The sequence below is a fragment of the Enterobacter sp. PL1 genome (assembly GCF_945957325.1).
Classification (GTDB): Bacteria; Pseudomonadota; Gammaproteobacteria; order Enterobacterales; family Enterobacteriaceae; genus Enterobacter; species Enterobacter roggenkampii.
In genome coordinates this window covers 62,532-75,346 of sequence record NZ_CAMFKT010000022.1, presented here as the reverse complement: position 1 = coordinate 75,346, position 12,815 = coordinate 62,532, and the positions used below count along the sequence as shown (strand labels likewise).

9 protein-coding genes, 2 tRNA genes and 1 pseudogene are annotated in these 12,815 nt (G+C 57.4%); 7 read left to right on the top strand and 5 right to left on the bottom strand.

From position 1 onward, the window contains the following. Positions 1-68 precede the first annotated feature (68 nt). From N6P30_RS18635 to narI, 5 genes are all read left to right on the top strand, one after another. Positions 69-1,466 carry a NarK family nitrate/nitrite MFS transporter gene (locus tag N6P30_RS18635; RefSeq protein WP_021240343.1) on the top strand — a complete coding sequence of 466 codons (1,398 nt, stop codon included), beginning with the start codon at positions 69-71 and terminating at the stop codon, positions 1,464-1,466. 379 nt (positions 1,467-1,845) lie between these two features. Then, entirely contained in the window at positions 1,846-5,589 is a 3,744-nt protein-coding gene (locus N6P30_RS18630) for a nitrate reductase subunit alpha (RefSeq protein WP_023292224.1), read from the top strand. Continuing rightward, positions 5,586-7,121, top strand: a complete 1,536-nt coding sequence (gene narH / locus N6P30_RS18625; protein WP_021240341.1) for a nitrate reductase subunit beta — start codon at positions 5,586-5,588, stop codon at positions 7,119-7,121. The genes N6P30_RS18630 and narH overlap by 4 nt, the downstream gene beginning before the upstream one ends. After that, positions 7,118-7,828 carry a nitrate reductase molybdenum cofactor assembly chaperone gene (narJ, locus tag N6P30_RS18620; RefSeq protein ID WP_058673291.1) on the top strand — a complete coding sequence of 237 codons (711 nt, stop codon included), beginning with the start codon at positions 7,118-7,120 and terminating at the stop codon, positions 7,826-7,828. Before narH ends, narJ begins: the two co-directional genes overlap by 4 nt. Further along, positions 7,828-8,505 (top strand): respiratory nitrate reductase subunit gamma, encoded by a 678-nt coding sequence (gene narI, locus N6P30_RS18615; protein WP_021240339.1) that lies wholly within the window; start codon positions 7,828-7,830, stop codon positions 8,503-8,505. The genes narJ and narI overlap by 1 nt, the downstream gene beginning before the upstream one ends. Here the strand turns inward: narI and N6P30_RS18610 are convergent. Continuing rightward, positions 8,502-9,399, bottom strand: a pseudogene (locus N6P30_RS18610) (DMT family transporter). The gene narI and the pseudogene N6P30_RS18610 sit on opposite strands and share 4 nt — an antisense overlap. Before the next feature lie 107 nt (positions 9,400-9,506). On the opposite strand from N6P30_RS18610, the gene N6P30_RS18605 reads away from it, so the two are divergent. Next, positions 9,507-9,950, top strand: a complete 444-nt coding sequence (locus tag N6P30_RS18605) for an Lrp/AsnC family transcriptional regulator (protein WP_023292227.1) — start codon at positions 9,507-9,509, stop codon at positions 9,948-9,950. 77 nt (positions 9,951-10,027) lie between these two features. Here the strand turns inward: N6P30_RS18605 and N6P30_RS18600 are convergent. From N6P30_RS18600 to N6P30_RS18585, 4 genes are all read right to left on the bottom strand, one after another. Beyond that, positions 10,028-10,112, bottom strand: a tRNA-Tyr gene (locus N6P30_RS18600). A 35-nt stretch (positions 10,113-10,147) separates the two neighbouring features. Then, positions 10,148-10,232, bottom strand: a tRNA-Tyr gene (locus N6P30_RS18595). A 157-nt stretch (positions 10,233-10,389) separates the two neighbouring features. Further along, positions 10,390-11,232, bottom strand: coding sequence for a formyltetrahydrofolate deformylase (purU, locus tag N6P30_RS18590; RefSeq protein ID WP_021240336.1), 843 nt, complete (start codon positions 11,230-11,232; stop codon positions 10,390-10,392). 46 nt (positions 11,233-11,278) lie between these two features. Continuing rightward, entirely contained in the window at positions 11,279-11,737 is a 459-nt protein-coding gene (locus tag N6P30_RS18585) for a YchJ family protein (protein WP_032652249.1), read from the bottom strand. Positions 11,738-11,851: 114 nt separating this feature from the next. Between N6P30_RS18585 and rssA the strand changes: the two genes are divergently transcribed. Then, on the top strand, positions 11,852-12,754 hold the full coding sequence (rssA, locus tag N6P30_RS18580) for a patatin-like phospholipase RssA (RefSeq protein ID WP_021240334.1): 903 nt from the start codon (positions 11,852-11,854) through the stop codon (positions 12,752-12,754). The last annotated feature ends 61 nt before the right edge of the window (positions 12,755-12,815 follow it).

The following is a 12,815-nucleotide window of genomic DNA, read 5'->3' as shown; positions in this document are numbered from 1 at the left end:
TTTATATCAACTTACCGCCGCCCTAAAACCCTAATGTTTGCAGCATCATTCGAGAATCAGAGGTGTCTATGAGTCACTCATCCGCTCCCGAAAGGGAAAATGGTGCCGTTATTACTGACTGGCGTCCAGAGGATCCGGCGTTCTGGCAACAGCGCGGCCATCGTGTAGCAAGCCGGAATCTGTGGATTTCCGTGCCGTGCTTGTTGTTAGCGTTTTGCGTCTGGATGTTGTTTAGCGCGGTGGCGGTAAACCTGCCCAAAGTCGGGTTTACGTTCACAACCGATCAGCTGTTTATGCTGACCGCGCTGCCGTCGCTGTCAGGCGCGCTGCTGCGCGTCCCTTACGCGTTTATGGTGCCGGTCTTCGGCGGCCGTCGCTGGACGGCGTTCAGTACGGGCATCATGATCGTTCCCTGCGTGTGGCTTGGCTTCGCGGTGCAGGATACCTCCACGCCGTTCAGCGTATTCGTGATTATCTCCCTGCTGTGCGGCTTTGCCGGGGCGAACTTCGCCTCCAGCATGGCGAACATCAGCTTCTTCTTCCCGAAAGCAAAGCAGGGCGGCGCGCTGGGGATTAACGGCGGTCTGGGCAATATGGGCGTGAGCGTGATGCAGCTGATCGCTCCCCTGGCGATCTCGGTCTCCATTTTTGCAGCCTTTGGCGGCGGTGGCGTTGAGCAGGCGGATGGTTCTTCCCTCTATCTGCAAAACGCAGCCTGGATCTGGGTGCCGTTCCTCGTGGTCTTCACCCTTGCAGCCTGGTTCTTTATGAATGACCTGTCCGCGTCGAAGGCGTCGCTGAGCGAACAGCTGCCGGTGCTGAAGCGTGGACACCTCTGGGTGATGGCGCTGCTGTATCTGGCAACCTTCGGTTCGTTTATCGGCTTCTCGGCGGGCTTCGCGATGCTGTCGAAAACGCAGTTCCCGGACGTGCAGATCCTGCAATTCGCCTTCTTCGGCCCGTTTATTGGCGCCCTGGCGCGTTCGCTGGGCGGCATGGTATCCGACCGTCTGGGCGGGACCCGCGTGACGCTGGTTAACTTCGTCGTGATGGCAGTCTTCTGTGCGCTGCTGTTCCTGACGCTGCCTGCTGACGGACAGGGCGGGAGCTTCATCGCCTTCTTCGGCGTATTTATGGTGCTGTTCCTGACGGCCGGGCTGGGGAGTGCGTCTACCTTCCAGATGATCTCCGTGATCTTCCGCAAGCTGACGATGGACCGCGTGAAGGCGCAGGGCGGAAGCGAAGAGCAGGCGATGCGTGAAGCGGCAACGGATACGGCTGCAGCACTGGGCTTTATCTCTGCGATTGGCGCAATTGGCGGCTTCTTTATTCCGAAAGCGTTCGGCATCTCACTGGATCTGACCGGCTCTCCGGCGGGTGCAATGAAGGTCTTCCTCATCTTCTATATCGCCTGCGTTGTGATTACGTGGCTGGTATATGGCCGTAATACCAAAAAAAATAAGTAAGTGTGATTATCCGTTTACGCGGCCTTCGGGCCGCGTTTTTTTTGGGTCAAAATAGTTACAACATACTGAAAGCTCTTCTCAGGAAATCCGCAGGCAACACTGTGATCGCCATCGCTTTCCAGGGCGCTCTACCCCTTAATACCTGAGATGTTAAATTTTGCCTGGTCTTTTGTAGGATGAAATTGAAATGACCTTATATTTCATATAGATATGAAATTTATAAAGATACCGCTTTGGTGGTATTCGGTGTAATCCCTCGCCTGAAAGTCCCTCGTCGTCTTGATCGTTATCAATTCTCCCTCTCTTTCAGGGCGTTACCTTCGCTGCAAATCAGCAATGTCGATTTAGAGAGCCACAGGCTCCATACAGGAGATACCCGATGAGCAAGTTTTTGGACCGGTTTCGCTACTTCAAGCAGAAGGGCGAAACGTTTGCCGATGGGCACGGCCAGGTTCTGGATACCAACCGGGACTGGGAAGACGGTTACCGCCAGCGCTGGCAGCATGATAAAGTCGTCCGTTCTACCCACGGCGTAAACTGCACTGGCTCATGTAGCTGGAAGATTTTCGTTAAAAACGGTCTGGTGACCTGGGAAATGCAGCAGACCGACTACCCGCGTACCCGTCCGGATATGCCGAACCATGAACCGCGCGGCTGCCCGCGTGGCGCCAGCTACTCCTGGTATCTCTACAGCGCCAACCGTCTCAAATATCCGCTGATGCGTAAACGCCTGATGAAAATGTGGCGTGAAGCGAAAGTGCAGCACAGCGATCCGGTTGATGCGTGGGCATCCATCATCGAGGACGCCGACAAAGCGAAAAGCTTCAAGCAGGCGCGCGGTCGCGGTGGTTTCGTTCGCTCTTCCTGGAAAGAGGTGAACGAGCTGATTGCCGCCTCCAACGTCTACACCGTGAAAACCTACGGTCCTGACCGCGTGGCAGGCTTCTCGCCAATCCCGGCGATGTCGATGGTCTCTTACGCTTCCGGCGCGCGCTATCTCTCCTTAATCGGCGGTACCTGCCTGAGCTTCTACGACTGGTACTGCGACCTGCCGCCGGCGTCTCCACAGACCTGGGGCGAACAGACCGACGTACCGGAGTCCGCCGACTGGTACAACTCCAGCTACATCATCGCCTGGGGCTCAAACGTGCCGCAGACCCGTACGCCGGACGCGCACTTCTTTACCGAGGTGCGTTACAAAGGCACCAAAACCGTGGCGGTGACCCCGGACTACGCCGAAATCGCCAAGCTGTGCGACCTGTGGCTGGCACCGAAACAGGGTACCGATGCCGCGATGGCGATGGCGATGGGCCACGTCATGCTGCGCGAGTTCCACCTGGATAAACCAAGCCAGTACTTCACCGACTACGTCCGTCGCTACACCGACATGCCGATGCTGGTGATGCTCGAAGAGCGTGACGGCTACTACGCCGCAGGCCGTACGCTGCGCGCCGCCGATCTGGTGGACGCGCTGGGCCAGGAAAATAACCCAGAGTGGAAAACCGTCGCCTATAACAGCAACGGTGAGCTGGTGGCGCCAAACGGCTCTATCGGCTTCCGCTGGGGCGAGAAGGGCAAGTGGAACCTTGAGCAGCGTAACGGCACGACCGGCGAAGAGACGGAACTGCGTCTGAGCATGCTGGGTAGCCAGGACGAGATTGCTGAGGTGGGCTTCCCGTACTTTGGCGGCGAAGGTTCCGAGCACTTCAACAAGGTTGAGCTGAAAAACGTGCTGATGCACAAGCTGCCGGTGAAACGCCTGCAGCTGGCCGACGGGACTACCGCGCTGGTCACCACCGTCTATGACCTGACCATGGCGAACTACGGCCTGGAACGCGGTCTGGGTGATGAAAACTGCGCAACCGGCTATGACGACGTGAAGGCTTATACCCCGGCATGGGCGGAGCAGATCACCGGCGTTCCACGCGCGCAGATCGTGCGTATCGCCCGAGAGTTTGCGGAAAACGCCGACAAGACCCACGGTCGTTCCATGATCATCGTCGGTGCGGGTCTTAACCACTGGTATCACCTCGATATGAACTACCGTGGTCTGATCAACATGCTGATCTTCTGCGGCTGCGTCGGCCAGAGCGGCGGCGGCTGGGCGCACTACGTGGGTCAGGAAAAACTGCGTCCGCAGACCGGCTGGCAGCCGCTGGCGTTTGCCCTTGACTGGCAGCGTCCGGCACGCCACATGAACAGCACCTCCTACTTCTATAACCACTCCAGCCAGTGGCGTTACGAGACGGTCACCGCACAGGAGCTGCTGTCGCCGATGGCGGATAAATCCCGCTACAGCGGCCATCTGATTGACTTCAACGTCCGCGCCGAGCGCATGGGCTGGCTGCCGTCGGCGCCGCAGCTGGGCACGAACCCGCTGCGCATTGCGGAAGCGGCGAAGAAAGCGGGCATGTCACCGGTGGATTACACCGTGAAATCCCTGAAGGATGGCTCAATCCGCTTTGCGGCAGAACAGCCGGAAAACGGTAAAAACCACCCGCGCAACCTGTTCATCTGGCGCTCCAACCTGCTGGGCTCGTCCGGTAAAGGCCACGAGTACATGCTGAAGTACCTGCTCGGTACCGAAAACGGTATCCAGGGGAAAGATCTCGGCAAGCAGGGCGGCGTGAAGCCGGAAGAGGTGGAGTGGAAAGACAACGGTCTCGACGGCAAGCTGGATCTGGTGGTGACCCTCGACTTCCGTCTGTCCAGCACCTGCCTTTACTCCGACATCGTGCTGCCTACCGCCACCTGGTACGAAAAAGACGACATGAATACCTCGGATATGCATCCGTTTATTCATCCGCTGTCTGCGGCCGTTGACCCGGCGTGGGAATCGAAAAGCGACTGGGAAATCTACAAAGACATCGCGAAGACCTTCTCCGAAGTCTGCGTGGGGCACCTCGGCAAAGAGACCGACGTGGTAACGCTGCCCATCCAGCACGACTCCGCTGCCGAACTGGCGCAGCCGCTGGACGTGAAGGACTGGAAAAAAGGCGAATGCGACCTGATCCCGGGCGTGACCGCACCGCACATCATTCCGGTTGAACGTGACTACCCGGCAACCTACGAGCGCTTTACCTCTATCGGCCCGCTGATGGAGAAAATCGGTAACGGCGGGAAAGGGATCGCCTGGAACACCCAGAGCGAAATGGACCTGCTGCGCAAGCTCAACTACACCAAAGCGGACGGCCCGGCGAAAGGCCAGCCCATGCTGAACACGGCGATTGATGCGGCAGAGATGATCCTGACCCTGGCACCGGAAACCAACGGTCACGTCGCGGTGAAGGCCTGGGCGGCGCTGAGCGCGTTCACCGGTCGCGACCATACGCACCTGGCGACGAATAAAGAGGAAGAGAAAATCCGCTTCCGCGATATTCAGGCCCAGCCGCGCAAGATTATCTCCAGCCCGACCTGGTCTGGCCTGGAAGACGAGCATGTGTCCTATAACGCGGGCTACACCAACGTTCACGAGCTGATCCCATGGCGCACCCTGTCAGGCCGCCAGTCGCTGTATCAGGACCACCAGTGGATGCGCGACTTCGGTGAAAGCCTGCTGGTGTACCGTCCGCCTATCGACACCCGCTCCGTGAAAGCGGTAATGGGCGCAAAATCCAACGGTAACCCGGAGAAGGCGCTGAACTTCCTGACGCCGCACCAGAAGTGGGGGATCCACTCCACCTACAGCGACAACCTGCTGATGCTGACTCTGTCGCGCGGCGGTCCGATTGTCTGGATGAGCGAAACGGATGCCAAAGATCTGGGTATTGAAGATAACGACTGGATTGAAGTGTTTAACAGCAACGGTGCCCTGACGGCGCGTGCGGTGGTGAGCCAGCGCGTACCGGCCGGGATGACCATGATGTACCACGCGCAGGAACGTATCGTGAACCTGCCGGGGTCAGAGATCACCGAGCAGCGCGGCGGGATCCACAACTCCGTGACCCGCATTACGCCGAAGCCGACCCACATGATCGGTGGCTATGCGCAGCTGGCCTACGGCTTTAACTACTACGGCACCGTAGGATCGAACCGCGATGAGTTCGTGGTGGTACGTAAGATGAAGAATATTAACTGGTTAGACGGCGAAGGTAATGACCAGGTACAGGAGAGCGTAAAATGAAAATTCGTTCACAAGTCGGCATGGTGCTGAATCTGGATAAATGCATCGGCTGCCATACCTGCTCGGTCACCTGTAAAAACGTCTGGACCAGCCGTGAAGGTATGGAATACGCCTGGTTCAACAACGTGGAAAGCAAGCCGGGCACCGGCTTCCCGACCGACTGGGAAAACCAGGAGAAGTGGAAGGGCGGCTGGATCCGCAAAATCAACGGCAAGCTGCAGCCGCGCATGGGTAACCGCGCTTGGCTTCTGGGAAAAATCTTTGCTAACCCGCACCTGCCGGGCATCGAGGATTACTACGAGCCGTTTGACTACGACTACCAGAATCTGCACAACGCGCCGGAAGGTAAACACCAGCCGATCGCCCGTCCCCGCTCGCTGATCACCGGTCAGCGCATGGACAAAATTACCAGCGGTCCCAACTGGGAAGAGATTCTGGGCGGCGAGTTCGAGAAACGCGCCAAAGACCAGAACTTTGAGAACATGCAGAAGGCGATGTACGGCCAGTTCGAAAACACCTTCATGATGTATCTGCCGCGCCTGTGCGAGCACTGCCTTAACCCGGCGTGCGTGGCGACCTGCCCGAGCGGCGCCATCTACAAGCGTGAAGAAGACGGCATCGTGCTGATCGACCAGGACAAGTGCCGCGGCTGGCGCATGTGCATCACCGGCTGCCCGTACAAAAAAATCTACTTCAACTGGAAGAGCGGTAAGTCCGAGAAGTGCATCTTCTGCTACCCGCGTATCGAAGCCGGTATGCCGACCGTCTGCTCCGAGAGCTGCGTAGGCCGTATTCGCTACCTCGGCGTGCTGCTGTACGACGCGGACGCGATTGAAAACGCCGCGAGCACCGAGAACGAGAAGGATCTGTATCAGCGTCAGCTGGATGTCTTCCTCGACCCGAACGATCCGAAGGTGATTGAGCAGGCGCTGAAGGACGGCATTCCGCAGAGCGTAATCGACGCCGCGCAGCAGTCTCCGGTGTACAAAATGGCGATGGACTGGAAGCTGGCCCTGCCGCTGCATCCGGAATACCGCACGCTGCCGATGGTCTGGTACGTGCCGCCGCTGTCGCCGATTCAGTCTGCCGCTGACGCGGGTGAGCTGGGCAGCAACGGCATTCTGCCGGACGTGGAGAGCCTGCGTATTCCGGTTCAGTACCTGGCCAACCTGCTGACCGCAGGGGATACCCAGCCCGTACTGCTGGCGCTGAAGCGTATGCTGGCGATGCGCCACTTCAAGCGTGCCGAAACCGTGGACGGCGTAACCGACACCCGCGCGCTGGAAGAGGTCGGTCTGACCGAAGCGCAGGCGCAGGAAATGTACCGCTATCTGGCGATTGCCAACTACGAAGACCGTTTCGTGGTGCCTAGCAGCCACCGTGAGCTGGCCCGCGAGGCCTTCCCGGAGAAAAACGGCTGTGGCTTTACCTTTGGCGACGGCTGCCACGGGTCAGACAGCAAATTCAACCTGTTCAACAGCCGCCGCATCGACGCCATGGATGTGACCAGTAAAACGGAGCCGCACTCATGATTGAACTCGTCATTGTTTCGCGTCTGCTCGAGTACCCGGATGCTGCGCTGGCGCAGCACCAGCAGGAACTTTTTGATGCGCTTGCGGCATCTGAAAACCTGGATAAAGAAGATGCCCAGCGGCTTGGCGTTTTCCTCCGTGACCTGCTGGCGCGCGATCTTCTTGATGCGCAGGCGGACTACAGTCAGCTGTTTGATCGGGGGCGTGCGACCTCGCTGCTGCTGTTCGAACACGTTCACGGTGAATCCCGCGACCGCGGTCAGGCGATGGTTGACCTTATGGCACAGTACGAGCAGCACGGCCTGCAGCTCGACAGCCGCGAGCTGCCGGATCACCTGCCGCTCTATCTGGAATATCTGGCGCAGCTGCCAAAAGAAGAGGCGCTGGGCGGTCTGCAGGACATCGCGCCGATCCTGGCGCTGCTCGGCGCGCGTCTTCAGCAGCGTGAGAGCCGCTACGCGGTGCTGTTCGAACTGCTGGTGAAGCTCGCCAACGCCTCTGTCGACAGTGAAAAAGTGGCGGAGAAAATCGCCGATGAGGCCCGTGACGATACGCCACAGGCGCTGGATGCGGTCTGGGAAGAAGAGCAGGTCAAATTCTTTGCTGACCAGAACTGCGGCGAGTCTGAAATCGCTGCTCACCAGCGCCGTTTTGCCGGCGCGGTTGCCCCGCAATATTTGAATATCTCTAACGGAGGACGGCACTAATGCACTTCCTGAATATGTTCTTCTTTGACATTTACCCGTATATCGCGGGCACCGTGTTCCTGGTGGGAAGCTGGCTGCGTTACGATTATGGCCAGTACACCTGGCGTGCCGCCTCCAGCCAGATGCTGGACCGCAAGGGGATGCACGTCGCGTCTAACCTGTTCCACATCGGGATTCTGGGCATTTTTGCCGGTCACTTCCTCGGGATGCTGACGCCGCACTGGATGTATGAAGCGTGGCTGCCGATTGAGGTGAAGCAGAAGATGGCGATGATCGCGGGCGGTGCCTGCGGCGTGATGACCCTTGTTGGCGGCCTGCTGCTGCTCAAGCGTCGTCTGTTCAGCCCGCGCGTGCGTGCCACCACAACCGCAGCGGATATCCTGATCCTCTCCCTGTTGATGGTACAGTGCGCGCTGGGTCTGCTGACCATTCCGTTCTCGGCGCAGCATATGGACGGAAGCGAAATGATGAAGCTGGTCGGCTGGGCGCAGTCCGTGGTGACCTTCCACGGCGGAGCATCTGAGCACCTGGACGGCGTGGCGTTTATCTTCCGCGTTCACCTGGTGCTGGGGATGACGCTGTTTGTGCTGTTCCCGTTCTCCCGCCTGGTCCACATCTGGAGCGCGCCGGTGGAGTACCTGACGCGCAAATACCAGATTGTACGCGCCCGTCGCTAATTCGCCGTTTTGATACTAACCCCGCACTCGCGGGGTTTTTTTTCACCCCAGCCCAGGTTGTTGCCTGCGGCAGCAAACAGGATCAGCGCGCCGCCCGCCAGCTGCGTCAGGTTAAGCGCGTGTCCGAACACCAGATTATCGACAACAATTGCCACCACCGGATAGATAAACGACAGGGAGCCGGTGATGGGCGTAGGCAGCTTCTGAATTGCGCTGTAGAGCAGCTGGTACATAATGCCGGTATGGACAATGCCGAGCGTCAGCAGCATCGGCCAGGGGAAATCACCGGAAAATGACGGCAGGCTGGCAAACGGCAAAAGCATCACGACGCCGGTCAGCACCTGGATAAAGGCAATATGCTGCGGTGCGATTGTTTTCAGTTTGCGCGCAATGATTGCCGTCAGCGCGTAGAAGAAGGCCGCGGCCATGGCCAAACCTATTCCGGTGAGCCATTCGCTGCCATGCGCGCCGGTCAGCTCGCTGGAGAGCAGGATCACCACGCCGCCAAAGGCGAGGAATAGCCAGCCCCATTTCACCAGGCTGACGCGTTCGCCCAGAAACATCCCCATCAAGACCAGCATAAAAGGCTGGGTGTTATAGACCACGGTTGAAAGACCAATTGAGATGCGCTCATAGGCCGCGAAGAGCAGCAGCCAGTTCACCACGAGCGCCACGCCGCCGAGAATAAGCCAGCAGCAGCGTGGTGCGGGTGAGGTGTCTGAAGGGCTTTTGACTGACCCGGATAAAAATAAAAAGCGCCATAGCCCCGATAAGACAGCGCCAGAACACCACTTCCGTCACCGGCAGACCGGAGAGCAAAACAAACGCGCCGATAGAGCCGGAAATTAACATCGCCAGGCTCATTTGCCAGACGCCTTTATGGAAATCACGCATCATCCACCTCCTGATTAATGACGCTATTGTCGAAAATCGCTGTCGGGTTTTACAGGGGTGAGATAAGGTTGAAAAGGTAAATGACTTTTTAAAATTAGGTGAAAAGAATGGAATGCCTTATCGATGATATCGACCGACAAATTTTAGCCTGCCTGGTTGAGGATGCGCGCATGTCGTTGAAGGTGCTCAGCGGCCGCATCGGTCTGACGTCCCCCAGTACGGCAGAGCGCCTGAAGCGGCTGGAAGAGCGCGGTGTGATTCAGGGGTATGGTGTACGGGTGAATCTGGCGGCGCTGGGGTATACGCTGCAGGCGCTGGTGCGCGTACGGCCGTTGCCAGGGCTGTTGCATAAGGTGGATAAGTATATTCAGGCGATGCCGGAGTGTATTGAGAGCGACAAAGTCACCGGGGAGGACTGCTTCGTCATCAGGCTGGTGGTGCGGTCAATCGAACAGCTTGATGCGCTGCTGGACGGCCTGGCGGAACATGCCCAGTGTAATACGTCGATTGTGAAGAGTTCGCCTGTCAGGCGTCGTTTGCCGCCGATGTAGGTTTCTGTCGCCGGGTGGCGGCTGCGCCTTACCCGGCCTACAAGGGCGGACTCGGTTTTTTTATGTTGGGGAAGTGATGGTGGTGGGGGAAGGATTCGAACCTTCGAAGTCGATGACGGCAGATTTACAGTCTGCTCCCTTTGGCCGCTCGGGAACCCTACCAGGGGTAATTCAAATTTTGAGGTCGTGCTGAGAGATGGTGGTGGGGGAAGGATTCGAACCTTCGAAGTCGATGACGGCAGATTTACAGTCTGCTCCCTTTGGCCGCTCGGGAACCCCACCACGGGGTAATGCTTTTTACTGACCTGCTTCCTGTTGGAAGCGGGGCGCATCATATCAAATGAGACGCCCCTGTAAAGCTTTCCTTTAGGGAAATGAAGTTGTTTGCCTGCTTTTTATCCGTAAAGGCGCAAAGCTAATCAATTCATTTTCCGAAAGATTAAAGAATGATGGTTCTGTTGCCGTAAACGAAGACACGCTGGGCCAGTACCTGATACAGCGCGCGGCTTAACACATTCTTCTCTACGTCACGCCCTGCACGCATCATGTCCTCAGCGGTGTAAGTGTGATCCACATGAATCACGTCCTGCATGATGATGGGGCCTTCGTCCAGATTGTCATTCACGTAGTGGGCTGTCGCGCCGATGATCTTCACGCCGCGCTCGTACGCCTGGTGGTATGGACGCGCACCAATAAAGGCCGGCAGGAACGAGTGGTGGATGTTGATGATCTTGTTCGGGAAACGCGCCACGAAAGATGGCGTTAACACGCGCATGTATTTCGCCAGCACCACGTAGTCCGGGTTATGCGCTTCAATGGCCTGCGCCATCAGATCGTCGTGCTCTTCACGCGTATGGCCTTCATGGCTAACCAGCTCGAACGGAATATCAAAGCGCTCGACCAGCGAGCGCAAGGTCTCGTGGTTACCAATAACAGCCGCAATTTCGACATCCAGACCGCCGTAGTTGGCTTTCATCAGCAGGTCACCCAGGCAATGTGCTTCTTTAGTCACCAGGATCACGATGCGGCGTCGGCCCGCAGGGGTCAACTCGCGCACGGAGCCTTCCGGAAGCGCGCTGTCCAGATCGGCCAGCAGGGTGGTGTCGTTGAAAATACCTTCCAGTTCGGTACGCATGAAGAAGCGGCCGGTACGGTGGTCAACGAACTCGTTGTTCTGCACGATATTCAGTTCATGCTTGTAGCAAATGTTGGTAATTCGTGCGATCAGCCCTTTTTGATCGGGACAGATGGTGCGCAGAACTTTACGTTGTAATGATTGCATCGCCGGGAAATCCTGTTTGTATTTGCGAAGTCTGGGTTGTTAGGCATTACTGCCCGCAACACTTTTTAAATTTTTTACCTGAACCACACGGGCAGGGATCGTTACGACCAAACTGTGGACGCGTTCCGTCAATATAATACCATTGCCCGCGTTCCTTTAAGAACCGGGAACGCTCGATAATGGCGCCAGGCTTAGCGTTCTCGGTAAAACGGGCAACAAAGCTGACGTAACCTTCATCTTCATGACTGCCTGGACAGGATTCATAGACGGTGAGGCCGAGCCACTGCGTGTTCGCAAACCCGGCTTCGATGTCCTGTTTGAAATCGGCTGCGTGGCAGGATGGATGCCAGGTTTTAATCAGGTAGTCTGCGTCTTTGATCACAAAAGCAGTGTACCGTGAACGCATAAGGTGTGACGGGTCTGGTGCAACCTGATCGCCAGAAAGATATCGCTGGCAACATAGGCTATACTCCAGAGCGCTACCACAAGGGCAGAGTTGAGACACGATTCTCTTCCTGGAACAAAAAATAAAGGCGTAAAACGCTTCGGGTAGCACTATGTTAACTGAGGCGTTGCGTTGATGCCATGTCAGGAATCCAGGGGACGTAAAACAGGACTAATGAGAAAGGTTAAAATTGGGCTGGCGCTGGGTTCAGGTGCCGCCCGGGGATGGTCACACATCGGCGTGATTAATGCCTTAAATCAGATGGGCATTACCGTCGATATTGTTGCAGGGTGCTCAATCGGATCGCTTGTCGGCTCCGCTTACGCGTGCGGAAAGCTACCGGAGCTCGAGACGTGGGTGCGCTCCTTCAGCTACTGGGACGTGCTGCGTCTGATGGACCTCTCCTGGCAGCGTGGTGGACTGCTGCGCGGCGAACGCGTCTTTAACCAGTTCCGCCAGGTTATGCCCCTCGAAGACTTCACTGATTGTCAGATGCCTTTCGGCGCCGTCGCGACGAACCTCAGTACAGGTCGCGAACTCTGGCTAACCGAAGGGGATATCCATCTTGCCGTGCGTGCCTCCTGCAGTATGCCGGGACTCATGGCGCCTGTCCCACACAACGGTTACTGGCTTGTCGATGGTGGCGTCGTTAACCCGGTTCCCATCTCTCTGACGCGTGCAATGGGCGCTGACATCGTGATTGCCGTCGACCTTCAGCACGACGCCCACCTGATGCAACAGGATCTCATGCCGGTCAACCTCCAGAGCGAAGATGCTGAGGGCGAGAAACTGGCCTGGCACGAGCGCCTGCGCGGAAGAATCGGGCGTATGACCGCACGTCGTTCGGTTGCTGCGCCGACGGCGATAGAAATCATGACCACGTCAATTCAGGTACTCGAGAATCGCCTTAAACGTAACCGTATGGCAGGCGATCCTCCGGATATTCTTATTCAGCCGTACTGTCCGCAAATCTCTACTCTTGATTTCCATCGGGCTGAGGCCGCCATCGCAGCGGGCTCGTTAGCCGTCGAAAAGAAAATGGACGAATTGTTGCCTTTTGTGCAAACCGCACGTTAAGCACCTTTTTTTGACTACTTCAGCAAAATCTGACAGGCGATAGTGCCGATCGCATGCCACT

Coding starts and splice junctions, on each gene's coding strand:
- narI (WP_021240339.1), top strand. CDS start 7,828: ATGCACTTCCTGAATATGTTCTTCTTTGACATTTACCCGTATATCGCG.
- N6P30_RS18635 (WP_021240343.1), top strand. CDS start 69: ATGAGTCACTCATCCGCTCCCGAAAGGGAAAATGGTGCCGTTATTACT.
- N6P30_RS18630 (WP_023292224.1), top strand. CDS start 1,846: ATGAGCAAGTTTTTGGACCGGTTTCGCTACTTCAAGCAGAAGGGCGAA.
- rssA (WP_021240334.1), top strand. CDS start 11,852: ATGAGAAAGGTTAAAATTGGGCTGGCGCTGGGTTCAGGTGCCGCCCGG.
- purU (WP_021240336.1), bottom strand. CDS start 11,232: ATGCAATCATTACAACGTAAAGTTCTGCGCACCATCTGTCCCGATCAA.
- N6P30_RS18605 (WP_023292227.1), top strand. CDS start 9,507: ATGGAATGCCTTATCGATGATATCGACCGACAAATTTTAGCCTGCCTG.
- narH (WP_021240341.1), top strand. CDS start 5,586: ATGAAAATTCGTTCACAAGTCGGCATGGTGCTGAATCTGGATAAATGC.
- narJ (WP_058673291.1), top strand. CDS start 7,118: ATGATTGAACTCGTCATTGTTTCGCGTCTGCTCGAGTACCCGGATGCT.